Source organism: Streptomyces sp. NPDC088387 (genome assembly GCF_044753385.1).
Taxonomy (GTDB): Bacteria; Actinomycetota; Actinomycetes; order Streptomycetales; family Streptomycetaceae; genus Streptomyces.
Genome location: NZ_JBIVNC010000001.1, coordinates 286,224 through 311,715, shown reverse-complemented (window position 1 = coordinate 311,715; position 25,492 = coordinate 286,224). Strand labels below are relative to the sequence as shown.

Annotated in this window: 29 protein-coding genes; 21 read left to right on the top strand and 8 right to left on the bottom strand. The window is 70.3% G+C overall.

Features of this window, described 5'->3' with window-relative positions; all coding sequences use genetic code 11:
• Nucleotides 1–84: 84 nt before the first annotated feature.
• Complete coding sequence (locus ACIQAC_RS01535) at nucleotides 85–1,671, top strand: Na+/H+ antiporter (RefSeq protein ID WP_402185972.1); 1,587 nt, start codon at nucleotides 85–87, stop codon at nucleotides 1,669–1,671.
• A gap of 235 nt (nucleotides 1,672–1,906) precedes the next feature.
• Here ACIQAC_RS01535 and ACIQAC_RS01530 read toward each other — a convergent pair whose 3' ends face one another.
• Entirely contained in the window at nucleotides 1,907–3,025 is a 1,119-nt protein-coding gene (locus tag ACIQAC_RS01530) for a mechanosensitive ion channel family protein (RefSeq protein ID WP_402185970.1), read from the bottom strand.
• A gap of 83 nt (nucleotides 3,026–3,108) precedes the next feature.
• Here ACIQAC_RS01530 and ACIQAC_RS01525 point away from each other — a divergent pair, with 83 nt between their 5' ends.
• Nucleotides 3,109–3,678: a dienelactone hydrolase family protein gene (locus tag ACIQAC_RS01525; protein WP_402185969.1), complete on the top strand. Its 570-nt coding sequence runs from the start codon at nucleotides 3,109–3,111 to the stop codon at nucleotides 3,676–3,678.
• 25 nt (nucleotides 3,679–3,703) lie between these two features.
• Here ACIQAC_RS01525 and ACIQAC_RS01520 read toward each other — a convergent pair whose 3' ends face one another.
• The 4 genes from ACIQAC_RS01520 to ACIQAC_RS01505 form a co-directional block, all read right to left on the bottom strand.
• Nucleotides 3,704–5,386, bottom strand: a complete 1,683-nt coding sequence (locus ACIQAC_RS01520) for an alkaline phosphatase D family protein (protein ID WP_402185967.1) — start codon at nucleotides 5,384–5,386, stop codon at nucleotides 3,704–3,706.
• Nucleotides 5,387–5,480: 94 nt separating this feature from the next.
• Entirely contained in the window at nucleotides 5,481–6,320 is an 840-nt protein-coding gene (locus ACIQAC_RS01515; RefSeq protein ID WP_402185965.1) for a thioredoxin domain-containing protein, read from the bottom strand.
• Between the two features lie 308 nt (nucleotides 6,321–6,628).
• Nucleotides 6,629–7,318 carry a hypothetical protein gene (locus tag ACIQAC_RS01510; protein WP_402185964.1) on the bottom strand — a complete coding sequence of 230 codons (690 nt, stop codon included), beginning with the start codon at nucleotides 7,316–7,318 and terminating at the stop codon, nucleotides 6,629–6,631.
• A gap of 88 nt (nucleotides 7,319–7,406) precedes the next feature.
• Nucleotides 7,407–8,732, bottom strand: coding sequence for a DUF2252 domain-containing protein (locus tag ACIQAC_RS01505; protein WP_402185962.1), 1,326 nt, complete (start codon nucleotides 8,730–8,732; stop codon nucleotides 7,407–7,409).
• Between the two features lie 201 nt (nucleotides 8,733–8,933).
• Between ACIQAC_RS01505 and dnaE the strand changes: the two genes are divergently transcribed.
• Nucleotides 8,934–12,473, top strand: a complete 3,540-nt coding sequence (dnaE, locus tag ACIQAC_RS01500) for a DNA polymerase III subunit alpha (RefSeq protein WP_402185961.1) — start codon at nucleotides 8,934–8,936, stop codon at nucleotides 12,471–12,473.
• A gap of 105 nt (nucleotides 12,474–12,578) precedes the next feature.
• Here the strand turns inward: dnaE and ACIQAC_RS01495 are convergent, their stop codons facing one another.
• Nucleotides 12,579–12,743, bottom strand: coding sequence for a hypothetical protein (locus tag ACIQAC_RS01495; RefSeq protein ID WP_402185959.1), 165 nt, complete (start codon nucleotides 12,741–12,743; stop codon nucleotides 12,579–12,581).
• 222 nt (nucleotides 12,744–12,965) lie between these two features.
• On the opposite strand from ACIQAC_RS01495, the gene ACIQAC_RS01490 reads away from it, so the two are divergent.
• Nucleotides 12,966–14,180: an NYN domain-containing protein gene (locus ACIQAC_RS01490; RefSeq protein WP_402185958.1), complete on the top strand. Its 1,215-nt coding sequence runs from the start codon at nucleotides 12,966–12,968 to the stop codon at nucleotides 14,178–14,180.
• A gap of 201 nt (nucleotides 14,181–14,381) precedes the next feature.
• On the opposite strand, the gene xerC is transcribed toward ACIQAC_RS01490, so the two are convergent.
• The gene (xerC, locus tag ACIQAC_RS01485) at nucleotides 14,382–15,626 is read right to left on the bottom strand and encodes a tyrosine recombinase XerC (protein ID WP_402185956.1); all 1,245 of its coding nucleotides are present in this window, start codon (nucleotides 15,624–15,626) and stop codon (nucleotides 14,382–14,384) included.
• A 224-nt stretch (nucleotides 15,627–15,850) separates the two neighbouring features.
• Here xerC and ACIQAC_RS01480 point away from each other — a divergent pair, with 224 nt between their 5' ends.
• Nucleotides 15,851–16,222 carry a hypothetical protein gene (locus tag ACIQAC_RS01480; protein WP_402185954.1) on the top strand — a complete coding sequence of 124 codons (372 nt, stop codon included), beginning with the start codon at nucleotides 15,851–15,853 and terminating at the stop codon, nucleotides 16,220–16,222.
• A gap of 377 nt (nucleotides 16,223–16,599) precedes the next feature.
• On the opposite strand, the gene ACIQAC_RS01475 is transcribed toward ACIQAC_RS01480, so the two are convergent.
• Nucleotides 16,600–17,127, bottom strand: a complete 528-nt coding sequence (locus tag ACIQAC_RS01475; protein WP_402185953.1) for a hypothetical protein — start codon at nucleotides 17,125–17,127, stop codon at nucleotides 16,600–16,602.
• A gap of 170 nt (nucleotides 17,128–17,297) precedes the next feature.
• Here ACIQAC_RS01475 and ACIQAC_RS01470 point away from each other — a divergent pair, with 170 nt between their 5' ends.
• The 16 genes from ACIQAC_RS01470 (at nucleotide 17,298) to ACIQAC_RS01395 (ending at nucleotide 25,463) form a co-directional block, all read left to right on the top strand.
• Nucleotides 17,298–17,531, top strand: a complete 234-nt coding sequence (locus tag ACIQAC_RS01470; RefSeq protein WP_402185951.1) for a helix-turn-helix domain-containing protein — start codon at nucleotides 17,298–17,300, stop codon at nucleotides 17,529–17,531.
• Nucleotides 17,531–17,737, top strand: a complete 207-nt coding sequence (locus tag ACIQAC_RS01465) for a DNA-binding protein (RefSeq protein WP_402185950.1) — start codon at nucleotides 17,531–17,533, stop codon at nucleotides 17,735–17,737. The genes ACIQAC_RS01470 and ACIQAC_RS01465 overlap by 1 nt, the downstream gene beginning before the upstream one ends.
• A 210-nt stretch (nucleotides 17,738–17,947) precedes the next feature.
• Nucleotides 17,948–18,298 carry a hypothetical protein gene (locus ACIQAC_RS01460; RefSeq protein ID WP_402185948.1) on the top strand — a complete coding sequence of 117 codons (351 nt, stop codon included), beginning with the start codon at nucleotides 17,948–17,950 and terminating at the stop codon, nucleotides 18,296–18,298.
• Nucleotides 18,295–18,936, top strand: coding sequence for a hypothetical protein (locus tag ACIQAC_RS01455; protein WP_402185946.1), 642 nt, complete (start codon nucleotides 18,295–18,297; stop codon nucleotides 18,934–18,936). Before ACIQAC_RS01460 ends, ACIQAC_RS01455 begins: the two co-directional genes overlap by 4 nt.
• Nucleotides 18,933–19,403, top strand: a complete 471-nt coding sequence (locus ACIQAC_RS01450; RefSeq protein WP_402185945.1) for a hypothetical protein — start codon at nucleotides 18,933–18,935, stop codon at nucleotides 19,401–19,403. The genes ACIQAC_RS01455 and ACIQAC_RS01450 overlap by 4 nt, the downstream gene beginning before the upstream one ends.
• Nucleotides 19,403–20,452, top strand: coding sequence for a YqaJ viral recombinase family protein (locus ACIQAC_RS01445; protein WP_402185943.1), 1,050 nt, complete (start codon nucleotides 19,403–19,405; stop codon nucleotides 20,450–20,452). Before ACIQAC_RS01450 ends, ACIQAC_RS01445 begins: the two co-directional genes overlap by 1 nt.
• Entirely contained in the window at nucleotides 20,449–21,237 is a 789-nt protein-coding gene (locus tag ACIQAC_RS01440; protein ID WP_402185942.1) for an ERF family protein, read from the top strand. Before ACIQAC_RS01445 ends, ACIQAC_RS01440 begins: the two co-directional genes overlap by 4 nt.
• The gene (locus ACIQAC_RS01435; RefSeq protein ID WP_402185940.1) at nucleotides 21,237–21,569 is read left to right on the top strand and encodes a hypothetical protein; all 333 of its coding nucleotides are present in this window, start codon (nucleotides 21,237–21,239) and stop codon (nucleotides 21,567–21,569) included. Before ACIQAC_RS01440 ends, ACIQAC_RS01435 begins: the two co-directional genes overlap by 1 nt.
• Nucleotides 21,566–21,883 (top strand): helix-turn-helix domain-containing protein, encoded by a 318-nt coding sequence (locus ACIQAC_RS01430; protein WP_402185939.1) that lies wholly within the window; start codon nucleotides 21,566–21,568, stop codon nucleotides 21,881–21,883. The genes ACIQAC_RS01435 and ACIQAC_RS01430 overlap by 4 nt, the downstream gene beginning before the upstream one ends.
• Nucleotides 21,883–22,323 (top strand): hypothetical protein, encoded by a 441-nt coding sequence (locus ACIQAC_RS01425; protein ID WP_402185938.1) that lies wholly within the window; start codon nucleotides 21,883–21,885, stop codon nucleotides 22,321–22,323. The genes ACIQAC_RS01430 and ACIQAC_RS01425 overlap by 1 nt, the downstream gene beginning before the upstream one ends.
• An 85-nt stretch (nucleotides 22,324–22,408) precedes the next feature.
• The gene (locus ACIQAC_RS01420) at nucleotides 22,409–23,251 is read left to right on the top strand and encodes a hypothetical protein (RefSeq protein WP_402185937.1); all 843 of its coding nucleotides are present in this window, start codon (nucleotides 22,409–22,411) and stop codon (nucleotides 23,249–23,251) included.
• Nucleotides 23,248–23,451 (top strand): hypothetical protein, encoded by a 204-nt coding sequence (locus tag ACIQAC_RS01415; protein ID WP_402185935.1) that lies wholly within the window; start codon nucleotides 23,248–23,250, stop codon nucleotides 23,449–23,451. The genes ACIQAC_RS01420 and ACIQAC_RS01415 overlap by 4 nt, the downstream gene beginning before the upstream one ends.
• Entirely contained in the window at nucleotides 23,448–23,657 is a 210-nt protein-coding gene (locus ACIQAC_RS01410; RefSeq protein ID WP_402185934.1) for a helix-turn-helix domain-containing protein, read from the top strand. The genes ACIQAC_RS01415 and ACIQAC_RS01410 overlap by 4 nt, the downstream gene beginning before the upstream one ends.
• A gap of 50 nt (nucleotides 23,658–23,707) precedes the next feature.
• Nucleotides 23,708–24,190, top strand: a complete 483-nt coding sequence (locus tag ACIQAC_RS01405; protein ID WP_402185932.1) for a hypothetical protein — start codon at nucleotides 23,708–23,710, stop codon at nucleotides 24,188–24,190.
• Entirely contained in the window at nucleotides 24,187–25,020 is an 834-nt protein-coding gene (locus ACIQAC_RS01400; protein WP_402185931.1) for a histone-like nucleoid-structuring protein Lsr2, read from the top strand. The genes ACIQAC_RS01405 and ACIQAC_RS01400 overlap by 4 nt, the downstream gene beginning before the upstream one ends.
• Nucleotides 25,017–25,463: a hypothetical protein gene (locus tag ACIQAC_RS01395; protein ID WP_402185929.1), complete on the top strand. Its 447-nt coding sequence runs from the start codon at nucleotides 25,017–25,019 to the stop codon at nucleotides 25,461–25,463. The genes ACIQAC_RS01400 and ACIQAC_RS01395 overlap by 4 nt, the downstream gene beginning before the upstream one ends.
• The last annotated feature ends 29 nt before the right edge of the window (nucleotides 25,464–25,492 follow it).

The window sequence follows — 25,492 nt, the reverse complement described above, 5'->3', positions numbered from 1 at the left end:
GGGGCGAACGCACTGGTGGCGGTGGTGCCGTGGCAGTCTTGAGGCCTGTCCTCGCATGACCGCCCACCATCCGGAGCGCTGACCGTGGATCAGCTGGCCCTGTTGTTCGTGCTGTTGGTCGGGGCCGTGGTGAGTGTCCCGGTCGGGGACCGGTTCGGGTTGCCCGCGCCGGTCCTGATGACCCTGCTGGGGATCGTCCTGGCGGTCCTCGAGTTCGTCCCGAACGTGAACATCCCGCCCGACCTGATCCTGCCGCTGCTCCTCCCGCCGCTGCTCTACGCGGCCGTACGGCGCACCTCCTGGCGGCAGTTCGCGGCGAACGTACGGCCGATCCTGCTGCTGGCCGTCGCCCTGGTCTTCGTCACCACCGTGTGTGTCGCCGCCGTCGCCCAGGCCATCGTGCCGGGGCTGCCCATCGCGGCGGCCGTGGCGCTCGGCGCGCTGGTCGCGCCGCCCGACCCGGTGGCCGCGACCGCCGTGGCCGGACAGCTGGGACTGCCCCGCAGGCTGGTCTCCATCCTGGAGGGCGAGGGGCTGTTCAACGACGTCACGGCGATCGTGCTCTACCACGTGGCGATCGCCGCGGCCGTCAGCGGCACCTTCTCACCCTGGCAGGCGGGGCTCGACCTGGTGCTGTCCGCCGTGGTCGCGCTGGCCGTCGGGCTCGCGCTCGGCTGGGGCGCGAACAAGCTCCTCGACCTGCTCGGCGATCCGACCCTCCAGATCAGCCTGACGCTCCTCGTGCCGTTCGCGTCCTACGTCGCCGCGGAGGAACTGCACGGCTCCGGGGTGCTCGCGGTGCTCGTCACCTCGCTGTTCCTCGCCGAGTACGCCACCGACCCCGACGACGTGCTGACCCGGCTGGCCGGGCACACCTTCTGGGACATCGTCGACACCCTGGTCACCGGCGTCGCGTTCGGCCTGATCGGCCTCGAACTGCACAACGCCCTGCGCACCGCGTCCGGTCGGTGGGGCGAGCTGCTGCTGTGGGCCGGCGCGATCGTCGCCGTTGTGATCTTCGTACGGCTGTTGTGGCTGCTGCCGGCGACCTGGCTGACCAAACGGCTGCACGCGCGGCGGGACCACGACGAGGAGATCCCGACGGGGTGGCGGGAGACGATCGTCATGTGGTGGTCGGGGATGCGGGGGGTGGCGTCGGTGGCGCTGGCGCTCGCGATCCCGCTCCACACGGACGACGGGTCGCCCTTTCCGCAGCGCGACGAGATCGTGTTCATCGCGTTCGGCGTGATCATGGCGACGCTGGTGGTGCAGGGGCTGACGCTGCCGTGGCTGGTGAAGCGGCTGCGGGTGCAGGCGGACAGCGAGCGGGAGAAGGAGTTCGAGCGGACGCTCGCGATCCGGGCGGCGAAGGCGGCTCGGCGCCGGCTGAAGGAGATCGAGGAGGTCGAGGAGCTGCCGGAGGAGGTGTCCGAGCGGATGCTGCGGCGGGCCTACGAGATCGGGGTGCGGATCAATCCGGAGCTGGGGGAGGAGGAGCGGCGGGAGGCGTACGAGCAGCGGGCGCGGCGGGTGAAGCGGCTTCGGCGGATCGAGCGGGAGATGTTGAGTGCGGCTCGGCATGAGGTGCTGGCCGCGCGCAGTGAGGCCGGGTCCGATCCCGAGGTGGTGGATCGGGTGTTGCGGCAACTGGATGTACGCAGCCTGCGGTGAGCTGCGACGCCCCCCGGGGTGCGGGTGCCCGGGGGGCGTCGCGGGTGCCGGCGGGGGCGTTGCGCAGCCCGGCGCGACGGGGTGCCGCCGCGCCCACCCGTGCCGCCCTGCGGCACGCCTGCCCGCAGCTACGAGGGTCAGCCCCGGTCCGGGCGGTGGGGTTCCACTGCTCGGCGCGGGCCGCCCTCGCCCGGTGGACGGGCGCCGGCGGCACGCCTGCCCGCAGCTACGAGGGTCAGCCCCGGTCCGGGCGGTGGGGTTCCACTGCTCGGCGGGGGGAGCCATCGCCGGGTGGACGGGCGCCGTTGACGCCCGGTGGGAGGGTCGCGTCGGCGGTGTTGACGCGGGGGAGTGCGTACGGGTGTTCGCGCAGGAGCCAGTCGATCATCTGCTCGCGGACCCGTACCCGGACCGTCCAGATGTCGTCGGCGTCCTTCGCGGTCACCAGGGCGCGCACCTCCATCGTGTTCGGGGTGGTGTCGGTGACGGAGATGTCGCAGGCGCGGCCGTCCCACTCCGGGATCTCGCGCAGGATGTCGCGGAGCCGGCCGCGCATCGCCTGCACCGGCGCCGAGTGGTCGAGCTGCCAGAAGACGATGCCGGTCATCTGCGGGGTGCCGCGCGACCAGTTCTCGAACGGCTTGGACGTGAAGTACGACACCGGCATGGTGATCCGCCGCTCGTCCCAGGTCCGTACCGTCAGGAAGGTCAGCGTGATCTCCTCGACCGTGCCCCACTCGCCGTCCACCACCACGGTGTCCCCGATCCGCACCATGTCACCGAAGGCGATCTGGAGCCCCGCGAAGAGGTTGCTCAGCGTGGACTGGGCGGCCACACCGGCGACGATGCCGAGGATGCCGGCCGAGGCCAGCAGCGAGGCGCCGGCGGCCCGCATCGCGGGGAACGTCAGCAGCATCGCCGCCACCGCCACCACCCCGACGACGGCCGCCACCACCCGCATGATCAGCGTCACCTGGGTGCGGACCCGGCGGACCCTGGCCGGGTCGCGCTGGGCGCGCGCGTTGGCGTAGCGGGAGTACGAGGCCTCGACGACGGCCGCCGCGATGGCGACCGCGAGCCAGGCCGCCGACCCGATCAGCACCAGCGTCAGCGTCTGTCCGATGCCGACGCGGTGCTCGGTCAGCACCCGCGCCTGGTCGTACGAGGCTCTGAGCAGCGCGGTGCACAGCACAAGCTGGTAGGGAACGCGGGCGCGGCGCAGCAGACCCCAGAGCGAGGCCTCGCCGTGCCGTTCGTCGGCCTTGCGCAACAGCAGGTCGGTGGCCCAGCCGATGACGAGTGTCAGCAGTACCGAGCCGCCGACCACGATCAGCGGGCGGAGCAAGTTCTCCATGACAGAGAACGTAACCAGGTTCGGAGAGTGTGAACATAAGTGCCCGGACCTGCGTTGTCGTACCCGGCTGGCACCATGTCCTCATGAACATCGTGCTCTTTCACTCGGCCTACGGGCTGCGGCCGGCGGTGCGCGACGCGGCGGACCGGCTGCGCGCGGCCGGCCACGAGGTCGTCACGCCGGACCTCTTCGAGGGACGGACGTTCGACACGGTCGAGGAGGGCATGACCGCCAAGGACGGGATCGGCAAGGACGAGCTGCTCAGACGGGCCGTGCTGGCCGCCGCGCCCTACTCGGAGCGCCGGCTGGTCTACGCCGGGTTCTCGCTCGGCGCGTCCGTCGCGCAGACCCTCGCCCTCGGTGACGAGAAGGCCCGCGGCCTGCTGCTTCTGCACGGCACGTCGGACATCGCGGCGACCGCGTCGACGGACGGGCTGCCCGTACAGCTGCATGTCGCCGAGCCGGACCCGTTCGAGACGGACGACTGGCTGACCGCCTGGTATCTACAGATGGGCCGGGCGGGCGCGGACGTGGAGGTGTACCGGTACGCGGGGGCGGGCCATCTCTACACCGACCCCGGCCTGCCGGACTACGACGAGGAGGCGGCCGAGGCCACCTGGCGGGTGGCACTCGGCTTCCTGGACTCCCTCTGAGGCCACGGCCTCCGGCGGCCGGCGGCTACACCGGGTCGTACGTCCGCTCGACCTTCTGCGTGCCGGTGCGGGTGCGGTACGAGCGCTGCCAGGACGCGGTGGCGTCCGCCTTGGTGCGGTCGGACAGCGTGTAGTAGTCCATCTGCGCGCGGGCGGCCGTGATGTCGAGGACGCCGTAGCCGTGGCGGTCCGTGTCGACCCAGTGGACATGCCGGTTGGCGGCGCGGATGAGCGGCGAGGCCAGCGCGGAGACCGTGCCCTCCGGGACGTTGACGAGGTCGTCGAGGTTGTCGGACGTCACCGACGTGACCACGAACTCGGTGGCGGCGGAGGCGGACAGCGGGTAGGTGCCCGCGTTCACCGGCACGTCGTTGGCCCACGCCATGTGGATGTCGCCGGTCAGGAAGACGGTGTTGCGGATCGCGTTCGCGCGCAGGTGGTTCAGCAGCTCGCGGCGGTCGTCGGTGTAGCCGTCCCACTGGTCGGTGTTGAGGGCCAGGCCCTCCTTCGGCAGCCCGAGCAGCTCGGCGAGCGGCTTCAGCAGGTCGGCGGTGAGCGCGCCGATGGCGAACGGCGAGATCATCACCGAGTTGCCGACGAGCCGCCAGGTGGTGTCGGACGACGAGAGGCCCGACTTCAGCCAGTCCAGCTGGGCGCGGCCGGTGAGGGTGCGGTCCGGGTCGTCGACGTCGCCGTTGCCGAGCGCGGCCTGCTGCGAGCGGAAGGAACGCAGGTCGAGCAGGGAGAGATCGGCGAGCTTGCCGAAGCGCAGCCTGCGGTAGGTGGTGCCTGCGATCGCCGGGCGGACCGGCATCCACTCGAAGTAGGCCTGCTTCGCGGCGGCCTGCCGGTCGGCGTAGCGGCCCTCGGTGCCCTCGGTGTGGTTCTCGGCGCCGCCCGACCAGGCGTCGTTGGCGATCTCGTGGTCGTCCCAGATCGCGACGCACGGGGCTGTCGCGTGCAGGGCCTGGAGGTCGGCGTCCGTCTTGTAACGGCCGTGCCGGATGCGGTAGTCGGCGAGGGTGAGGATCTCGTGGGCCGGCGCGTGGGCGCGTACCGAGGTGCCGCGCGTGCCGTAGTCGCCGGCGGCGTACTCGTAGATGTAGTCGCCGAGGTGCAGCCACGCGTCGAGGTCGCCGCGGGCGGCGAGGTGGCGGTAGGAGGAGAAGTAGCCGGCCTCCCAGTTGGCGCAGGAGACCACACCGAAGCGCAGGCCCGCGACGGTGGCGTCGGCGGCGGGCGCGGTGCGGGTGCGGCCCACCGGGGAGTCGGCGGCCCCGGCCGAGAAGCGGAACCAGTAGTCCGTCGCCGGTGCCAGGCCGCGGATGTCGGCCTTGACCGTGTGGTCGGTGCCGGCCCTCGCGGTGAGCGAGCCCTTGGCGACGATGTTCGTCAGCGCCTTGTCCCGGGCGACGATCCAGCCGACCTCGGTGTCCGGGCCGATTCCGGAGCCCGGGGTCGCGTCGGCGGTCGGCGTCACCCGGGTCCACAGCAGGACGCCGTCCGGGAGCGGGTCGCCGGAGGCCACGCCGTGCAGGAACGCGGGGGCCTCGTCGGCGGCGCGGGCGGGCAGTGCGGCGGCCAGCGGGCCGGCCAGCACTGCGGTGGCCGCCGCGGCCTTGACGACCGTACGGCGGCGCGGGGTACGGGAGTCGGCGTCCGCGATGGTGTCGGCGGCGCCCTCTGAGGATCTGTAACGACTGGTCACGACCGATCAGGTTACTGACCGGTATGAGCGAGAGCGGGCGAACCGGTGAAAGTTCGCCCGCTCTTCCGTTCGTGGACGCCGAAGCGTCCTCGGCTCAGGCCTTGAGCGCCGCGTCCACGGCGGTGTTGAAGTCCGCCACCGTCATCGGGGGGTTGCCCCCGGACGTGGTGAGCATCTTGCCGTCCATGACGAAGCTCGGGGTGCCGGTGACCTCGTCCTTGTTGGTGTCGAAGGTCTTCGACATCGCGAGCGCCCAGGCGTCGTACGTGCCGTTGTTGACGGCGTTCTGGAACTTTGCGTTGCCCTTCAGCGCCGGGACGGTGTCCGCGACCTCGATCAGGTAGCTGTCGTCCTTGAACTTGTCGTCGGTCTCCTCCGGGTGCCACTTCGCCGAGTACAGCGCCGTCTTGTACTGGAGGAAGGCGTCCGTGCTGACGTTCAGGGCGGCGCCCATGGCGCTCATCGCGTTCTTCGAGCCCTCGCCCCGGCTGCCGATATCGCCGTCGCCGAGCGAGTCGCCGTCGAGGAAGGTGCCGCCGATGTACTGGATCTTGAACTTGCCGTCGGCGACGTCCTTGTCGACCGTCGAGCCGACCGTCTGCTCGAAGGACGCGCAGACCGGGCAGCGCGGGTCCTCGTAGATCTTGAGGGTCTTCTTCGCGGTGGACTTGCCGATGACGACCGTCGTGCCGTCGGTGCCGGTGGTGTTGGCCGGGGCGACGACCTTCGCGTCCACCTCGGCTTCCCAGTGGCCGGGCTTGTTGGCCTCGACGACGGCGTAGCCTATGCCGCCGGCGGCGGCCAGTACGGCGACGACCGTGCCGGCGACCACGAGTTGGCGCTTGGTCTTCGCGCGCCTCGCGTCGCGCTCGCGTTCCTGGCGGAGGCGTTCGCGGGCGGCGCTCTTGGCTGCCTGGGTGTTTCGCTTGCTCATCTCTTGACTCCGTGTGGGGACGTGCCCCTTGCCGGGGCGTGCTGCGTCTTTGTTCGTGCCGGGGCGTGCCGGTGCCGGTGCCTGTGCCTGTGCCGGCGGCTGTGGCGTGGCCGGGGGAGGGGTGGCTCGGCTGCTGCGACTGCTGCGGGTGCGTTGTGGCTTGTCGCGCAGTTCCCCGCGCCCCTGTGGGTGCTGCCGCGCCGTGGTGTTCGGGGTGCGGGTGCGTTGTGGCTTGTCGCGCAGTTCCCCGCGCCCCTGTCGGCGCTGCCGCACCGCGGCCTTCGAGGTGCGAGTGCCTGCCTCGTCGGTCAGGCGGAAGCGAAGGCCGGGGGGCCTCTGCGGGCCAGCGTGTGGCGGAGGAGGAGGTCGCGGGTCGGCGTCGCGCGGTGCGCGGGACGCGGGAGGCGGTGTGCGCGCGGGGCCGGGGCCGCCGTCACCGCGGCCACTGCGAGGAGCAGGGGGCGGAACGTCGTCGCCGCGGCGGCGGCCAGGAGCTGGGCCAGGGCGCGTTCGCCGCGGCGGAGCCAGCCGGCGGCCAGGAGGCCGATGCCGATGTGGGCGGCGAGGAGGAGCCAGGCGGCCTGCGGGTCGGCGTTCGCGACCAGGGCCGCGGCGGGGTCCGGGGTGGTGGTGCCGGTCATACGGGCCAGCGGGGAGCCGACCTCGCCGGCGCACAGCACGTCGAGGCCGACCGCGCGCAGGGGGCCCGCGACCGGGCCGCCCGCGCGGCCGTAACAGGCGTGCTGGCCGGTGGTGAAGACCGTGTCGACGGCCAGCTCCAGCGGGATCAGCAGCGCGGCGATCCGGCCGAGGCCGCGTTCGCGGCGGCCCGCCAGCGCGTAGGCGACGGCGAAGACGCCGGCGGTCGCGGCGGCCACCGTGGCCAGTGGCAGCGGGACCCCGGACAGCAGCACGTGCGACGCGGTGCCGAGTGTCACGACGAGTGCCGTGAACAGCGCCGCGCGTACGACTCTGAACGGGGTCCCTGATATGTCCATAGCGGAGAGAGTGTGTCACGGAGTGCGGTAAGGGACTGCTAAAGGGTTCCTGTGGACCCCGTCACGATCCCCACGGGCGCCTCCCGCGTCACAGACCCGGGATCCGGCCGTTGCGGAACAGGTCGACGAAGATCTGGTGGTCCGCACGCGCGCGTGCGCCGTAGGTGTGGGCGAACTCCACGAGCAGCGGCGCGAAGCCGTCCTCGTCGCCCGCGATCGCCGCGTCGATGGCCCGCTCGGTGGAGAACGGCACCAGCGACTCGCCGGAGGTGTCGTCCGCCGCCGCGTGCATGGTCGCCGTGGCCCGGCCGAGGTCGGCGACGACCGCGGCGATCTCCTCCGGGTCGTCGATGTCGCCCCAGTCGAGGTCGACCGCGTACGGCGAGACCTCGGCGACCAGCTGGCCCGAGCCGTCCAGCTCGGTCCAGCCGAGCCACGGGTCGGCGTGGGCCTGGAGCGCGCGCTGGGAGATCACCGTGCGGTGGCCCTCGTGCTGGAAGTAGTCGCTGATCGCGGCTTCCGTGATGTGCCGGGAGACGGCCGGGGTCTGGGCCTGCTTGACGTAGATCACCACGTCGTTCTCCAGGGCGTCGCTGTGGCCCTCCAGGAGGATGTTGTACGACGGCAGGCCCGCCGAGCCGATGCCGATGCCGCGGCGGCCGACGACGTCCTTCACGCGGTAGGAGTCGGGGCGGGTCAGGGAGGTCTCCGGGAGGGTCTCCAGGTAGCCGTCGAAGGCTGCCAGCACCTTGTACCGGGTGGCCGCGTCCAGCTCGATGGAGCCGCCGCCCGGAGCGAAGCGGCGCTCGAAGTCGCGGATCTCGGTCATCGACTCCAGGAGTCCGAAGCGGGTCAGCGAGCGGGCCACCCGCAGGGCGCCGAGCAGCGGGCCGTCGGCCGTGTCCAGGGTGAAGGGCGGGACCTCGTCGCTCTTGGCGCCCGTCGCCAGCGCGTGCACCCGCTCGCGGTAGGCCGCCGCGTAGATCGTGACCAGCTCGGTGATCTGCTCGTCGCTGAGCGCCTTGGCGTACCCGATGAGCGCGATGGAGGCGGCGAAGCGCTTGAGGTCCCAGGTGAAGGGGCCGACGTACGCCTCGTCGAAGTCGTTGACGTTGAAGACCAGCCGGCCGTTCGAATCCATGTACGTGCCGAAGTTCTCGGCGTGCAGGTCGCCGTGGATCCACACGCGCGAGGTGCGCTCGTCCAGGAACGGGCCGCCCCGCTTGTCGGCGTCCAGGTCGTGGTAGTACAGCCCGGCCGTGCCGCGGTAGAAGGCGAAGGCCGAGGCCGCCATCTTCCGGAACTTCACGCGGAACGCGGCCGGGTCGGCGGCCAGGAGCTCGCCGAAGGCGGTGTCGAAGACGGCGAGGATCTCCTCGCCGCGTTGCTCGTCGTTGAGCTGCGGGACCGACATCGCGGGGTGCCTCCTGGTGCATGTGTACGACAGCGTTTCTGTCGTCTCCAACGGGCGGAGCCGGGCGAAAGTGCCCGTGTTCCTCGTTGTGAAGGTACGCGGGGCGGGCGCCGGAGTGTCAGTGCCCAGGCATAGACTTCGACGCTGTTCCGAGAAGTGTCCGCCACCCCGTCACCCAGTGTTTTCCATGGAGGTCACGCCGTGTCAAAGCCGCCGTTCACGCACCTGCACGTCCACACCCAGTACTCGCTGCTGGACGGTGCCGCGCGGCTCAAGGACATGTTCGACGCGTGCAACGAGATGGGCATGACCCACATCGCGATGTCGGACCACGGCAACCTCCACGGGGCGTACGACTTCTTCCACACGGCGAAGAAGGCCGGGGTCACACCGATCATCGGGATCGAGGCGTACGTCGCCCCCGAGTCCCGGCGCAACAAGCGGAAGATCCAGTGGGGCCAGCCGCACCAGAAGCGGGACGACGTCTCCGGTTCCGGCGGTTACACCCACAAGACGATGTGGGCGGTGAACAAGACCGGCCTGCACAACCTCTTCCGGCTCTCCTCGGACGCCTACGCCGAGGGTTGGCTCCAGAAGTGGCCCCGGATGGACAAGGAGACGATCTCCCAGTGGTCCGAGGGGATCGTGGCCTCCACCGGCTGCCCCTCCGGCGAGCTCCAGACCCGGCTGCGCCTCGGCCAGTACGACGAGGCACTGAAGGCGGCCGCCGACTACCAGGACATCTTCGGCAAGGACCGCTACTTCCTGGAGCTGATGGACCACGGCATCGAGATCGAGCACCGGGTCCGCGACGGCCTCCTGGAGATCGGCAAGAAGCTCGGCATCCCGCCTCTGGTGACCAACGACTCGCACTACACGTACGCGCACGAGGCGACCGCCCACGACGCCCTGCTGTGCATCCAGACCGGCAAGAACCTCTCCGACCCGGACCGCTTCAAGTTCGACGGCACCGGCTACTACCTCAAGTCCACCGACGAGATGTACGCCGTCGACTCCTCGGACGCCTGGCAGGAGGGCTGCGCCAACACCCTCCTGGTCGCCGAGATGGTCGACACCGCCGGCATGTTCGAGGCCAAGAACCTCATGCCGAAGTTCGACATCCCCGAGGGCTTCACAGAGATCACCTGGTTCAAGGAAGAGGTCCGGCGCGGCATGGAGCGCCGCTTCAACGGCAACGTCCCCGACGACCGCCAGAAGCAGGCGGAGTACGAGATGGACGTCATCATCCAGATGGGGTTCCCGGGCTACTTCCTCGTGGTCGCCGACTTCATCATGTGGGCCAAGAACAACGGCATCGCGGTCGGCCCCGGCCGCGGCTCCGCGGCCGGCTCGATCGTCGCCTACGCCATGGGCATCACCGACCTCGACCCGATCCCGCACGGGCTGATCTTCGAGCGGTTCCTCAACCCCGAGCGCGTCTCCATGCCCGACGTCGACATCGACTTCGACGAGCGTCGGCGCGTCGAGGTGATCAGGTACGTGACCGAGAAGTACGGCGCCGACAAGGTCGCCATGATCGGTACCTACGGCAAGATCAAGGCGAAGAACGCCATCAAGGACTCCGCGCGGGTGCTGGGTTACCCGTACGCGATGGGCGACCGTCTCACCAAGGCGATGCCCGCCGACGTCCTCGGCAAGGGCATCGACCTCAACGGCATCACCGACCCCTCCCACCCGCGCTACTCGGAGGCGGGCGAGATCCGGGGGATGTACGAGAACGAGCCGGACGTGAAGAAGGTCATCGACACCGCGAAGGGCGTCGAGGGCCTGGTCCGGCAGATGGGTGTGCACGCGGCCGGCGTGATCATGTCCAGCGAGCCGATCGTCGACCACGCCCCGATCTGGGTGCGGCACACCGACGGCGTGACCATCACACAGTGGGACTACCCGCAGTGCGAGTCGCTCGGCCTGCTGAAGATGGACTTCCTCGGCCTGCGCAACCTGACGATCATGGACGACGCCGTCAAGATGGTGAAGTCCAACAAGGGCGTCGACCTCGACCTGCTGGCCCTGCCGCTCGACGACCCGACGACGTTCGAACTCCTCCAGCGCGGCGACACCCTCGGCGTCTTCCAGTTCGACGGCGGCCCCATGCGCTCGCTGCTGCGCCTGATGAAGCCCGACAACTTCGAGGACATCTCCGCCGTCTCGGCGCTCTACCGTCCGGGCCCGATGGGCATGGACTCGCACACCAACTACGCGCTGCGCAAGAACAAGCTCCAGGAGATCACCCCGATCCACAAGGAGCTGGAGGAGCCCCTGGAAGAGGTTCTCGCCGTCACCTACGGCCTGATCGTCTACCAGGAGCAGGTGCAGAAGGCCGCCCAGATCATCGCGGGCTACTCGCTCGGCGAGGCCGACATCCTGCGCCGCGTGATGGGCAAGAAGAAGCCCGACGAACTGGCGAAGAACTTCGTCCTCTTCCAGAAGGGCGCGCGCGACAAGGGCTTCAGCGACGAGGCCATCCAGTCCCTGTGGGACGTCCTGGTCCCCTTCGCCGGCTACGCGTTCAACAAGGCGCACTCCGCCGCGTACGGCCTGGTCTCGTACTGGACCGCCTACCTCAAGGCGAACCACCCCGCCGAGTACATGGCCGCGCTGCTCACCTCGGTCAAGGACGACAAGGACAAGTCGGCGATCTACCTCAACGAGTGCCGCCGGATGGGCATCAAGGTGCTCCCGCCGAACGTGAACGAGTCGGTGCACAACTTCGCCGCCCAGGGCGACGACGTGATCCTCTTCGGCCTGGAGGCGGTGCGCAACGTCGGTACGAACGTGGTCGACTCGATCATCAGGTCCCGCAAGGCGAAGGGGAAGTACGCCTCCTTCCCGGACTACCTGGACAAGGTCGAGGCCGCCGCCTGCAACAAGCGGACCACCGAGTCCCTCATCAAGGCCGGCGCGTTCGACGCCCTCGGGCACACCCGCAAGGGCCTCACCGCGCACTTCGAGCCGATGATCGACAACGTGGTCGCGGTCAAGCGCAAGGAGGCCGAGGGCCAGTTCGACCTCTTCGGCGGCATGGGCGACGCCGACACCAGCGAGCCGGGCTTCGGGCTCGACGTGGAGTTCACCACCGACGAGTGGGAGAAGACGTATCTGCTCGCCCAGGAGCGGGAGATGCTCGGTCTGTACGTCTCCGACCACCCGCTCTTCGGTCTGGAGCACGTGCTGTCCGACAAGGCCGACGCGGGTATCTCCCAGCTCACCGGCGGTGACTTCGGCGACGGCGCGGTGGTCACCATCGGCGGCATCATCTCCGGCCTCCAGCGCAAGATGACCAAGCAGGGCAACGCGTGGGCGATCGCCACCGTGGAGGACCTCGCCGGTTCCATCGAGTGCATGTTCTTCCCGGCCACCTACCAGCTGATCTCGACCCAACTCGTCGAGGACGCCGTGGTGTTCGTCAAGGGCCGGCTCGACAAGCGCGAGGACGTCCCGCGGCTGGTCGCGATGGAGCTGATGGTCCCCGACCTGTCGAACGCGGGCACCAACGCGCCCGTGGTGCTCACCATCCCGGCGACCCGGGTCACCCCGCCGATGATCAGCCGCCTCGGCGAGATCCTCCAGCACCACAAGGGGGACAGCGAGGTGCGGATCAAGCTCCAGGGGCCGACCAGGACCACCGTGCTGCGGCTCGACCGGCACCGGGTGAAGCCGGATCCCGCGCTGTTCGGCGACCTGAAAGTGCTGCTCGGCCCGTCCTGCCTGGCGGGCTGACACACCGGACGCGGACTGACGCGACACGCACAAGAGGGGCGCACCCGGCTCGGGTGCACCCCTCTGCGTGTGTCCGGGCTCCAAGAGCCCGGCCCTGTGCGGACGTCAGTTGTGACCGAAGCGCTTCTGGCGGCCCTTGCGCGCGAGGTCGCCCGGCGTCACCTGCGAGATCCGCTGCTCGGCCTGCGATTCCATCGAGGACTGCTGGGCGGACTGCTCCGAGCGCTCGGACTGCGGCTGCTTCCGCTCCTGCTTCTTGTTCTTGGCCATGGTGCTGCCTCCTGCGGGGGATCTAGGGGCCAGGGCCGGGACCAGATTCACATAGGCTGACAAGGAGCGCATTTCGGATAATTACCGTGTGTGACAGGAGGGGTGGCGCGGCGATCTCCGCAAACGCCACGCCGAAGATCGAGTTCGGGCCGTTAACCTCCCCACGGTCGGGCAGACTCGAAGGAAGCCCGAAGCAAACCTCCCGGGAAGAGGGTGAGTCGCGTGGACCGCTGCATCGTCCTGGTGGACGCCGGCTATCTGCTGGGGGCCGCGGCCAGCCTCCTCGCCGGAGAGCCCTCCAGGTCCCGCATCACCGTCGACCACACCGCCCTCATCCAGGGCCTGCGAGAACGGGCGGAGTCCGACACCGAACAGCCGCTGCTGCGGATCTACTGGTTCGACGGCGCCCCCGACCGGGTCCCGCAGCCCGAGCACCGCAGGCTGCGGGTGATGCCCCGGGTCACGGTCCGGCTCGGCGCCCTCACCCGCAGCGACGGCCGCTGGGCCCAGAAGGGCGTCGACGCCGCCATGCACGCCGAGCTCACCGAGCTCGCCCGCAACCGCGCCTGCTCCGACGTCGTCCTCGTCACCGGCGACGGCGATCTGCTGCCGGGCATGATGGCCGCCAAGGAGCACGGGGTCGCCGTACACCTGTGGGCCGTGCAGGCCGCCGACGGTGACTACAACCAGTCCGAGGACCTGGTCGCCGAGGCCGACGAGCGGCGGGTGCTCGACCGGGCCTGGATCACCCAGGCCGTACGGGCCAAGGAGCTGACCGGGGTCTGCGCCCCGCCGCCCGTGCCGCGCCCCGAGATCGCCGCGATCCTCTCTGCGCCGCTGCCCGAGTCCGCGCTCGCCGCGGCCCCCGAGCGCTCGCCCGAGGAGGTGCCGCACCCGGCCGCCCCCCGGCCGAACGACACCGGGGCGCCCGCCGCGGCCCACAAGGGCGTGCCCACCCCCAAGGACCTGGCCGCCCTGCGGGCTCCCGGCAGCCAGCCGGAGCGCCAGCCCCCGAGCGCGACCCTGCGCTGGTCCTCCGACAAGGGCTGGGTGGACCGGCCCGGCGCCTCCTCCGAGCCGCCGGAGGTCGCCGCCATGCCGACGCTGGCCCAGCTGACCACGGCCGAGCAGCGGTGGGCGGACCGCGAGGAGGACATCACCACCGTCGGCGGCGACCCCTACGAGGTGGGACAGGTCTTCGCCCGGCGCTGGCTGGCCCGGCTCGGCGAGCAGGTGCAGTTCCAGGGGCTGTCCGGGATGTACCCGCGCATCCCGCACCGCATCGACGGCGAACTGCTGCGCTACGCCGCCCGGTTCGGGCTGCTCGCGCACAAGGACGACCAGATCGACGAGCACGACCGGTACGCGATCCGGGCCGGGTTCTGGCGCGAGATCGACGTCCGTACCGGGGCGGAACGCACACCTGCCGCGGAGTGAGGACGCCGGACACCGGTGCGACGGTTGAGCGCTGTTGTGCCGGGTTTGTCGTCACCCGCACATTTGCGGCCATCGGCCGCCCCGGGAACGGACCGCGGCCGCGGACCCCGTAGTCTCGTCCCTTGGTTGTACGAGGAAATCTAAAGGCGCAGGTCAGAGGCGCATTTCGATGATCCTCGCGTGATCATGTCTCACAATTTCTCACGGCTCTGCGGTGTCGCCACCGTGGAAGGTGTCCCACGCGGCGGCGGCAGACCGCAGCTCCTCTACGCCCGGCCGTACGTACTTGGCCTTGGTGAACGACGCGTTCGTGTGGCCCGCCCATGCAGCGAGGACTACGTCCGGAACGCCGGCATGGGTCGCGAGGTAGGTCAGGCAGGAATGACGGGCGTCGTACAGCCGTACCTTCCGCAGCCCCAGATCCGCCATCAGCCGGTACGCGTGGCGCTCGCGCAGTTGCCGAGTATTCAGCGCCTCGCCCAGCTCGTCGACGACGACGTACCCCGAGTCCGTGTAGCCCTCGCCCGCGGCGAGTCTCTCCCGAGCCTGCTGGGCCCGGAACTTTCGCAGCGCCTCCCAGACCCATTTCGGCAGTGGAAGTGTCCGTTCGCCGGCCTCGGTCTTCGTGTCCTTCTCCAGGACCGTTTTGTTGTTGATCATGGTGCGGGTGTTGGCCGTCTCCAGCGTCCCCAGCTTCAGATCAACGTCCTCCCAGCGCATGCCGCAGACCTCGGCCGGCCGCAGGCCCATCAGCGACAGCAGTAGCGGCGCGTACAACCGGTCGGCTTCGATGCCCTTGATGAACTGCTGTACCTCGGCCATCGTCCACGGCTTCTCGCGTCGCCGCTCGCGCCGATCGGTCTTCCGGTCCTGGAGGGAGACCTTCACGAACTGGGCAGCGTTCGTGGCGACGAGCTTCCGTACGACCGCCCGCGCGAGGGCCTCCCGCAGCCGCGAGAGGATGCCCTGCGCGGTCGAGACCGCAAGGCGCGTGCCGGGCTTGCCGCCCTTGCGCCGCCCCGCGGCCACGATGGCGTCAACGAACCCCTGCACATCGTCCTCGGTCAACTCCTGGAGGCGGATGTGCCCCAGACGCTCGTACGCGTGGACCAGCGCGTTCCGGTAACCGTGAATGCTGGTGACCTCGATGTCCCGGGCCTTCAGCCGGAGCCACTCGTCGAGCCACTCGGCCACGGTCATCTTGCTGGGGGCCACGTACGTCCCTGTGGCCATCTGTCCGCGGATGCGGTCGACCTCGTTCTCGACGTCTTTCCGCTTGTCCTTGGTGATCGTGAGCTGGTTCCGCTTCATGACCGGCTTACCGGTCGCGTCGTCGGTGATCACCTCGCCGGTCGCCGGGTCGGTCTTGGGCACGTAGCCGATGTCGATGACCGTGCGGTAGCGGACCTTGCCGCTACCGAGCACGACCTTCTTGATCTCTGCCACTGTCTCCTTCTCTCTGGGGCGGGTGGGGTCATCCGCCTCCCGCGAGGCAGGCCGTGAGGTCCAGGACAGGCCAGAGGACCAGATCCAGGCACAGCCCGGACCTGCCGGGCGACGGAGACGGTGTGGGTTCTGTCGGTGGCTCGGGAGTCGAGGGAGGCGGCGAGGGCCCGTCAGTAGGCGGGCTCGGCTCGGTGCTGCCTCCCGATGGTGCTGGAGCCGAGGGCGTGCCCGGAGCGGGGGCCGTACGGCCGCCGGCGGACGCCCCCGTGGCGCCCTCGGCGGGGACGGAGGCGGGAACGCTCTCCGGTGCTCGCGTCGTCGACGGAGCGGTGTGGGGTCCGGTCGTTCCGGTCGGTCCCTCGGCAGGTGGTGCGGGTGTGTCGGGTGGGGCAACGGTCACGGTCGCGGCTGCCGTTGGTCCGGAGGACCGCGGCCCGCTGTCCTTCTCCGGGTCCTGGGTGGTGACCGCCACCGTGATGGCGGCCGCGGCGCCCGCGGCGATGACCGCCGCTGCCACCTGCCCCCGGGGCGTCTCCAGCACCTTGCGTACGGCGCCGCTGAGGGCCGTCATCGCGGCAGTGAGCCCGCCGATGTAGAGGCCTAGGTGCCGTTTGCGTCGGACGGGCTGTGGCCCGGTGGGTGGTGGCTCGTATGCGGCTCCGTTCGCTGCTCGTACGGCCTGGTCAGGTGCGCCCTGGAGGGCGCGCAGTATCCATTCGCTGTTGCGCTCGGCACGCATGTCGCTGAGCTGCCGGTTGAGGTTTCGCCTCAGCCGCCGGAAAAGCAGCGCAATCACGATGAAGTTGGCGCCGAGCCCAGCCGCGAGAATGAAATAGATCATTCCCTTTTCCCCTGTTGCGACTTGGGTCTCGGTTACCGCACTGGTCGGCGCTTCGGTGCGGGGTACACACGATGCGACAGAAGTTGACCAGTGGTGACCAGGTGAACACGCATCGTGACATAACTGTTACCTTTATGTACCTGTGCGTGAAGCTTGCCCCTCAGGTGGACTCGGAGAGGCCGGCGGCTCCGCAGGTGGAGCGCCGGCCTCCCCAAGCTCACCTGCCTCGACGCGCTCGGCAAGTCTGCGCAGTGCGGGCCCCCGGTCTCGCGGGGCGAGCTGGCCGAGCATGTCGACGATGATGCGCTGCCTCTCGGGCTCCAGGGCGTCCAGCGGATCAGGCAGGCCGCCCTGCCCTGCGTGCTGAATCTGAATCTCCCGCAGGATCTGAGCAGCGTCTTCCCGGCCGGCCTCGATGAGGCGACTGGGTGCGACGCCGACCGTGTACGCCATGTGCGCGATCGTCTTCGGTAGCCCGATCACGCGCTCGGACTCACCGACCTTGCCCTTGAAGCCCTTCTCGATCTGGCGCCATCGGAAGCCCTTGATGCGGATTGGGGTCCGCTCTGCTGCTTCCTCTGGGCTGAAGCCGCGCGCCTGTCGGGCGAGACGGATGAGATCTGCCTCGGGCGGCGGCTTGGGGGTGCCGGGCGAGCCCATGGCCTGAGTCCCTTCTACTCCTGTGGACTTTCGTCAACTTTAGTCAACTGTTCCAGAGTCCAGGCGTGGCCCCAAGTCGAGAACCCCTCCGCACAACTCCTTCACAAACGAGGTTCTACTTTTCGCTACTTCACTCTTGACTGGCTTCTACTTTCATCTACTCTTGAGGCATGTCACCACCCACTCAAGACCCGAAGCGCCTCAGGCGGCGACGGATCGAGGCGGGCCTGAACAAGCGGGAACTGGCGGCGTCGGCCGGCATCCACCCGTCGTACGTCACCTGGCTCGAACGCGGCGACCGCGGAGCTTCCCCCCGAGTCCTCAAGCGGCTCGCCGAGGCCCTGCACTGCCAGATCGGCGACCTGATGCCGCCGGAGCCGACCGACGAAGCAGGTGCCGTCTGATGGCCGCCGACACCCCGACCCTCGACGACATCCGCTCATGGCCGGCCACGGTCAGCGTGCCGAAGGCGGCGACCGCGCTCGGCGTGTCCAGGAGCTACCTGCACGACCTGATCAAGCGGAATGAGGCGCCGGTGAAGGTGCTGCCGCTCGACGGCCGGCACCGCGTGATCACCGCGTCCCTGGTCCGGCTGCTGGAGGGCTCGTAGTGCGGGCTCGCGCCCGGGGCCTCCTCGGCTGGCAGTGCCCGACGTGTCAGCACCGCAACCCACCGATCCGCATGAAGTGCCGGAAGTGCCGGCGGGACCGCCCGCTGGGCTCCTGACCTACCCACCCCTTGAACGCGCCGAAGGGCCGCCGGATGCGACCCGACGACCCCGCGACTCGGCGCCTCCACCAGAGAGAAAGCAGAGGTCACCGTGACCACCGAGATTACCCAGACGTCCGCTGACACGGGCATCAGCCTTCAGCGCCGCAACTACATGGCGGCTCTGTCACTGGCCGAGCGGCTCATCAGCGAGACGGACATGCTTCCGACGAGCATCGACGTCCTGGTGCACCCGTGGAGGCCGGGCGCTCCGCAGCTCCGCTTCTACTTCCACCAAGACGTGCCGGGGCTGCGGAAGTTCCGGGACGACCAGATGCTGACCGAGACCCGGGAGGACCGGACGAACTCGGTCTACCTCGAAGCCACGAGGGACTTCGAGGGCGTGAGCGTGGTCGCCTGGACCCTGCTCGACGCCGATGGGAACGCGGCGGTGGCGGCATGACGATCTCGCCACTCGCCCTCGCGGCGAAGAAGGTCATCGAGGCCGCTTGGCTGCACGGTGACGCGTACGACCTCGCGTCGCAGGCCGCATTCGCGCTGGAGTCGGCGCAGTTGCTCCAGTCGCCCGAGACTGCCGCCGAGCTGGACCAGCTGCGCGAGCGAGTCGCGGCGGCGCCTGCCGAACTGGCCATCGATGAGCGCTCGGCTCTCGCCCGCCAGTTGGGCGACACCAGCCCCGCCACCACCGGGCTGATCGTCTCCTTGGTGAAGGCCATCCGCAATGTGCGCGAGCACGACCACCCGACGTGGGAGGACCTGTACTGCTTCAACCTGCTCTCTTTCATGGGTGAGCGGATGGGGCCGGTCCTGCGTCGCCTGCTGAACGCCGAGGCCCGCGTCGCCGAGCTGGAGCAGCTGCTCGCCGCGAAGGACCGCACCGTCGACGAGGACCCGATCGCCTTCGCCTTGACGGAGAAGGCCGCGGAGACCGTCCCCGCGCCGGAGCCGGACGTGTCCCGGCCGGTGCTGAAGCTGAGGACGCTCCTCGCCGGGCAGCGCGCCGCCCTGGAAGACCCGCACGACAACCCCCTGCACCACGACTACCGCGTCGGCCGGGACCTCCCGGAGGTGCGGCAGTGAGCACGACACCCGAACTGTTCCCCGGGGAGCTGGAGATGCTCCGCGGTCTGGTCCGCCTGCTCCGCACGGTGGTCCGCGAGAACGACACCTTGCCGGAGGTGCGGCGCCTGCTGTGGGAGCACGTCTCCGACGAATCCGCCGCGCACGCCGCGCGGGAGACGAGCGCCCCGACCCCGCGCGATCTCGTGGAGAAGAGCAGCCGCCCCGCGGCCGTCGCCACTCCCGAGCCGACCGGTCGCGTCGCCCACCTCCTCGACACCATCCGCTCCCTCGGCGGCACGTGGACGGTCAACAAGGCCGTCGAGGTCTACAGGCAGATGCCCGCGCACGCCGGAATGAAGATCGGCCGCATTCGCCACTACGCCCGCGGCGACCTCCGGGACTTGGCGGCGTGGGGCCTGATCACCGCGATCGAGATCAACCACACCCACTACGTCGCCGACGCCCAGAAGGGCGGTACCGCCTGATGACGACGACCGTGCAGGCCGGGGCTCAGGCCCCGGCCGCCGGGCCGGTCACCCCGACCGGCCGGCTCATCCTCGACCACACTGCCGCACGCGACGTGTGGCTCGACGCCCGCCGACAGGGCATCGGCAGCAGCGACCTGCCTGCCGTGATGAACCTGTCCGGCTTCAAGACCCCCCTGCACGTCTTCCACGACAAGCGCGGACGCCTCCCGCACGACGAGGAGTTCAGCGAGGCCGCCCACTTCGGCGTGCTCTTCGAGGAGCCCCTCGCCCGCGACTGGGCCCGCCGCAACCGGACCGTCGTCGAACCGGTCGGCCTGATCGCGAACGTCGATGACGCCTGGGAGATGTGCACCCTGGACCGGCTTTGCACCGAGTGCCCGCTGGACCGATCCGTGCGGTCGTTGTGCGCGCTCGAGGTCAAGAACCGCAACGCGTTCGTCGCGAAGCTCTGGAATCAGGGCCCGCCGGACGACGTCCTCGCGCAGGTGCTGTGGCAGATCCTCGTCACCGGCCTCGACCACATCCATGTGGTGTGCCTGATCGGCGGCCAGGACTACCGGCAGTACACCGTGCGCCGCGACGAGCACGTGAAGTTGGTCGCCTACCTGCACGCCGAAGCGTCGCGGCTGTGGCACGACCACATCGTCCCTGGACGGGCTCCCGCGCTGTCCGGCGAGGAGCCGGCGGACGCGCTGATCGAGCTGTACGACCGGCTGCACCCCGACCGCCACGGCGTGACGGTCCTGGACCGCGACCTGGATGCCGTCGACGCCATGTCGGAGTACATGGAGGCCGCCGCGCTGGAGAGCGAGGGCAAGGCGAGGAAGAAGGCCGCGAAGGCGAAGCTCCTCGGCTCCCTCGGCGCCGCGCAGGCCGCCGTACGGCAGGACCGGCCCTTCTTCTCGATCGAGCAGTCCTTCCGGAAGACGCCCGATCTGTCGCGCCTCGCCGAGGAGTTCCCCGAGGCCTACCGCGCGTGCGTCGCCGACGTCGCGCACGACCGCATCGCCATCCCGAAGTACGTGCGCGAGGAGTTCACCGCATGACGTCTCTGACCGAGCGCGCCGAGCAGCACGCTTACGGCGACCAGCCCGCGACCCCGGCCACCCCGAAGTACACCGCGCCGCCCGCCGGCGAACCGCTGCCCGACCTCGACTTCGAGGCCAACGAGGCATACCCCGCACCCGACATGGTGCCGGTGCACATCGCGTGGCTGCGGGTGCGCAACGACGTCCGCGCCGTGGCCAAGAGCGATCGGCACATCGAGAACGGCAAGCTGAAGTACCACTTCCGCGGCATCGAGGCCGCCCTCAACGCCTTCGGCCCGGCCACCCTTCGCCACGGCATCACCGTGATGGCCGTCGACATCGAGACGTCGTACCGCGACACCAAGTCCAGCCGCGGCAACCCGATGCGGGAATGCACGGTCGTTGTGACCTGGCAGATCCTCGGGCCCAAGGGAGACAGCCTGCCCCTGCTGAAGTCGGCAGGCGAGTCTCTCGACTCGGGAGACAAGGGGACCGCGAAGGCGCAGTCCCTCGCGTTGAGGGTCCTGCTGTTCAACACCGGCATGATCCCCACCGGCGACCCGGAGCCTGAGGCCTCGACCTTCGAGCGCGGTGAGGCCCCCGTGCGGTCGGCGAGCGACTACCGCGACGAGATCGTCAACCCGGACACGACTCCCGGCCGCCTGGAGCAGATCAGCTACGAGCTGGGCAACGCGCGGATGTTGCACGTCCTGGTGGCGAACGAGAACGGCGACGAGGAGACCCTCGACGCGCTCGGAATGCGGATCTACCAGGAGCGCACCGCCAAGGCCGGTGACGCGTGATGCCCGTCCGCCGCAGCAAGTACGACGACCTCAGGGCCCGGTACGAGCGGGCCCTCGAGGAACGCAACACCGCCCTGGCCGACGCCGAAGGCCACGTCTGCACCATCGTCCGCCTCTCGGGCGAGGTCGACGACCTGCGGGAGCAGCTGAAGACCCCGGGCGCCGGTCCCGGGCGGCTCACGCGCGGTGAGGGTGAACTCCGGCGTCTGCTCGGGCTCGCGGAGGAGGCGCGCCGGTCGCTCTACGAGCAGTGCCGCACCCTCCAGGCCTCGAACGAGGCGATGGCGGCCGAACTGCGCGACCTCCGTGAGGGATCGGAGGCCGGCGGATGAGCCCGCTGCTGCGACTCCTCGACCGGGTCCTGCCGCCGACCGGTATCCACCGCGGGCCTCGCGCGGGCACGGTCGCCGAGCGGATCGAGGTCTCCTTGGACATCCCCACCCAGGGCGCCCGGTTGAAGGGTGCCGAGCGCGACCGGATAGCCCGCAAGGCCGCCGAGCTGTACGACGCGGGGTGCTCCATCGAGTCCACCGGCCGCCGGATCGGCCGCTCGTACGGCGCCACCCGCACGCTGCTGCTGGAGGCCGGCGTCAAGCTGCGGTCCCGCGGCGGCATGCGGACCCGCTTCGGATCGGCGGACCGCTGATGGACCGCGACCGCTTGTGCGAACTGACCATGCGGGCCATCGGCTGCGCGCTGGACAGCGACTCCGAGGGCGCCACCAACGCCATGTTGGAGATCGGCCAGGCCGGGACGTGGCACGACGTTTACGGGGCGTGCTGCGCCTTCGCCGAGGTCGGCAAGGCCGCGCTGGTCAAGTTCTACGGCGACCAGACGCCGGACGTCGCCCACGGCGGCTCGTGGGCGATGCAGATCCTCGATCCGGCGGAAGCAGACCCGGCCGAAGTGTTCGCCACCCGGTTCATCGTCGCCTACGCCAACGACGACAGGGACAACACGATCGCCCTGTTCCGCGCCGCCCTGGAGTCAAGCGACGAGGAGTACGTGTCCTCGGTCGCTCAGCTCCTGGCTACGGCCGCCAGCCTCGCGAACAGCGCCCTCAAGCACATCCGCGCCCGCGAGTAGCCACATGGCGGGGCGGTCTACGACGGCCGCCCCGCCGCCCGGATCTTGCCGTATCGGTTCCGCAACACCCACGAGAGAGCCTGAGTTGAGCGACGAATTGCAGGACCGCGCCAGCGGGAGCGTGCCGAACGCCTTCGGCAACGCCCTCGCCTGGAAGTGGATGCCGAACATGCCGGCCTCCCTGAAGCGGTCGAACCTGCACACGTTGCTCTACACGCTCCGCACGATCGCCAACGCGGACGGCACCCTGCGCTACCGCGACACCCGGCGGCCGTTCTCTCTCCAGGCCATCGCGAAGGCCGCCGGCTGCGACCAGAAGGACGCCCGGGACCGGCTCGACGCCGCGGTCCGGGCGGGGGTCGTCACGGTGATCGGGGAGCGCCGGAAAGGCCGCTCGGTGCTGTACGTCCTCGCCCCGATCCCGGCGCCGGACTGGGCTGCCGCAGCCGCCTACCTCGACGCCGTGAAGGCCGAGAAGGAGGAGGCCCGGCAGAAGCGAGAGGCCGGGCGGAAGGCCGCTCCGTGGGCGGACGAGAAAGGGGGGCGGTCCCCCGAACTCGAAACCGAGGAGAACGGGGGACCGCCCCCACAACATCAGCCTCTTGACCAAGAGTCAGAACGGGGGGCCGCCCCCGAACCGAGTAAGGGGGACCGCCCCCCTACCGGTTCAGGGGACCGCCCCCCTTACACCCCAGGGGGTTACCCATGGGGTTCCCATGACGGGGCTGAGGTCTCTTCACAACCTCAGGTAGTAGGGCCCTCCGGTGATCAAGAGGAGCCCCACGAACCAGACCCAGGCGACCACACCACCTGGCGCATCTGCCCCGGCTGCAACCGCCGGATCATGCCCGACCCGCAGCGCCCCGACCGCCGCGTACACGCCCGCTGCGAACCCCACCTCGCCGAACCCGAGAGGACCCCGTCATGACGCACACCCGCTGCCCCGGATGCCCCGACGGCACCAAGGGCCCCGGTAAATACCTCTGCCACGGCTGCTGGACCGGCCTCACCATGGCCGCCCGCCGCGCCCTGAAGCGCCGCGACCGGCAGGCCATCGACCGCCTCCAGGAGCTGTACCGCCAACTCGGCGCCAACGTTCCCCTCACCAAGATCACCATCACGCCGTGAGCGACACCGCCGACATCCGCGCCGTCGTAGAAGACCGCCTCCCCGACACCGGCCTCAGCCGCACCGCACGCCGCACCGCCACCCGCCAACTCACCACCGCCGGCGCCCGAGCCGCAGAAATCGCCGCCCTCCTCGGCGTCACCGAACGCACCGTCTACCGCTGGCGCGCTGTCGACCGCCACGAAACCCAGACCAGCAGCACCTGACCCGCCGTCCATCCGGTTCCGCCCGCCATCGCGCACAGAGAGAAACGATCATGACCGATCCGTATGACGGCCTCGCCCGCAAGGTGTTCCGGGCCGAGACCGCTGCCGTACGCGCGCACCTCGCCGAGCAGTCGCCGACCGCGAAGCCGCGGCTGTTCCACCTCCAGCGTGACCACGACGTCTCCGGCGTCTCCGGCACCGGCCGCGTCGCCAACGGCGTCCTGTGGCCCGACGGGACCGTGTCCCTGCGCTGGATAGGCGAGCGCCCGTCCACGGTCCACTGGGACCGCCTGGCGGACGCTGAGCACGTCCACGGGCACGGCGGCGCGACCCGCATCCTGTGGGCCGACGAGCAGCCGGACGATGTAGTAGTCCAGGAGCCGGAGCGGCTGGCCCTCGCGCACCGAGCGGCCGTCCTGCGCGAGGCCGCAGAGGCCATCAACGCCCTGCCGCAGGACTACGAGTGCGACCCCGGCCGGGGCGACGCCGCCGAGCTGCTGCGCCGTATGGCCGACGGGGCGCAGCAGCCGTGACCACTGCCGCCCGCGACGCCGCGGACTGGCGCCCGCGGGCGGCCTGCCGCGGCCAAGACACCAACCGCTGGTTCGACGCCCCGGGCGGCCGATACGGCTCCGCTCAGCAGACCTGCAACGGCTGCCCGGTCCGCGCCGAATGCCTCCACGACGCCCTCAACAACGAGCCCGCCTGCCACCGCTACGGACTCTGGGGCGGCCTCACCGGAGGCCAACGCCGCGCGATCCACACCGCCGGAGGCCCGATGACCATCGCAGCCCTACGCCGCCTCCTGGCCGAGATCGACGAGCAGGGCGGCCCCGAAGCAGCACGACACAACCGCCTCCACATCCCCGACGAACGGCCCGACGAGAGGACCAGCGAGCCCATGACCCAGCCCATCCCCACCGCCCCGGCCCCGATCGTCGACGTCCAGCTGAAGGCCGGCGCAGACGTCCGCCTCCGGGAATCCGAAGCACTGCCCGTCGGCCAGTTGCTGACGTGGGCCGACGACCATCCGGAGCCCGACATCCGCGACCAGGCCGCCCGCGCCCGCGCCGCCCTCGCCGGCCTCCGTCAGCGCCACGCCGCCGACCGGGAACTGACCGCCATCACCACCGAGGCCGCGCAGCTGGAGAAACGCCTCGCCGAGCTGCGCGCGCGTGAGGCCGAACTGGCGCCGTCGAAAAGGGCCAAGCGGAAGCCGAGCAGCCACGTCCGCGACTACGACAGCCGGACCGTCCGAGCCTGGGCCGACGAGAACGGCATCGAGTGCCCGAGCTTCGGCCAGATCCCCAAGGGCGTCCTCGAGGCCTGGCGCGCGGCTCAGCAGGAAGGAGCACGGTCGTGAAGGTCCGCGCCGACGTCGCCGAACTCCTCCACCACGGCCACTCCGATCGGGCCATCGTCCGGCAACTCCACGTGGACGCCAAGGTCGTTGCCGCCGCCCGCGCTCACCTCGGCATCCCCAAGGCCAAGCCCGGCCGGAAGCCCGCAGCCAGCGCAGAGAACCTCTTCTGGCTGCGCGTGAAGCCAACCGACGACGGCCACATGGACTGGACCGGCTCCCGCAACAGCACGGGCGTCCCCTCGCTGCGCCACGGCGGCCGCAACCTCAGCGCCTACCGCATCGCGTACCGCATCGCCAACAACCGCGAGCCAGAGGGCTACGCGCTGCCCAACTGCGAACACGACGGCTGCACGAAGCCAGGCCACCACACCGACCGCACCGACCGCGCGCAGGAAAAGCGCGTGGACGCGCTGTACGGGGCGATTTTCGGAGCCGCCTCGTGATCGCCGCCATCGCCTTCGTGCTCCTGGTC

Bases quoted from the DNA above. Each gene is read 5' to 3' on its own strand.
- ACIQAC_RS01530 (WP_402185970.1), bottom strand. From the start codon at position 3,025: ATGGAGAACTTGCTCCGCCCGCTGATCGTGGTCGGCGGCTCGGTACTG.
- ACIQAC_RS01525 (WP_402185969.1), top strand. From the start codon at position 3,109: ATGAACATCGTGCTCTTTCACTCGGCCTACGGGCTGCGGCCGGCGGTG.
- ACIQAC_RS01515 (WP_402185965.1), bottom strand. From the start codon at position 6,320: ATGAGCAAGCGAAACACCCAGGCAGCCAAGAGCGCCGCCCGCGAACGC.
- ACIQAC_RS01510 (WP_402185964.1), bottom strand. From the start codon at position 7,318: ATGGACATATCAGGGACCCCGTTCAGAGTCGTACGCGCGGCGCTGTTC.
- ACIQAC_RS01505 (WP_402185962.1), bottom strand. From the start codon at position 8,732: ATGTCGGTCCCGCAGCTCAACGACGAGCAACGCGGCGAGGAGATCCTC.
- ACIQAC_RS01495 (WP_402185959.1), bottom strand. From the start codon at position 12,743: ATGGCCAAGAACAAGAAGCAGGAGCGGAAGCAGCCGCAGTCCGAGCGC.
- ACIQAC_RS01475 (WP_402185953.1), bottom strand. From the start codon at position 17,127: ATGGGCTCGCCCGGCACCCCCAAGCCGCCGCCCGAGGCAGATCTCATC.
- ACIQAC_RS01470 (WP_402185951.1), top strand. From the start codon at position 17,298: ATGTCACCACCCACTCAAGACCCGAAGCGCCTCAGGCGGCGACGGATC.
- ACIQAC_RS01465 (WP_402185950.1), top strand. From the start codon at position 17,531: ATGGCCGCCGACACCCCGACCCTCGACGACATCCGCTCATGGCCGGCC.
- ACIQAC_RS01455 (WP_402185946.1), top strand. From the start codon at position 18,295: ATGACGATCTCGCCACTCGCCCTCGCGGCGAAGAAGGTCATCGAGGCC.
- ACIQAC_RS01445 (WP_402185943.1), top strand. From the start codon at position 19,403: ATGACGACGACCGTGCAGGCCGGGGCTCAGGCCCCGGCCGCCGGGCCG.
- ACIQAC_RS01440 (WP_402185942.1), top strand. From the start codon at position 20,449: ATGACGTCTCTGACCGAGCGCGCCGAGCAGCACGCTTACGGCGACCAG.
- ACIQAC_RS01435 (WP_402185940.1), top strand. From the start codon at position 21,237: ATGCCCGTCCGCCGCAGCAAGTACGACGACCTCAGGGCCCGGTACGAG.
- ACIQAC_RS01430 (WP_402185939.1), top strand. From the start codon at position 21,566: ATGAGCCCGCTGCTGCGACTCCTCGACCGGGTCCTGCCGCCGACCGGT.
- ACIQAC_RS01425 (WP_402185938.1), top strand. From the start codon at position 21,883: ATGGACCGCGACCGCTTGTGCGAACTGACCATGCGGGCCATCGGCTGC.
- ACIQAC_RS01415 (WP_402185935.1), top strand. From the start codon at position 23,248: ATGACGCACACCCGCTGCCCCGGATGCCCCGACGGCACCAAGGGCCCC.
- ACIQAC_RS01405 (WP_402185932.1), top strand. From the start codon at position 23,708: ATGACCGATCCGTATGACGGCCTCGCCCGCAAGGTGTTCCGGGCCGAG.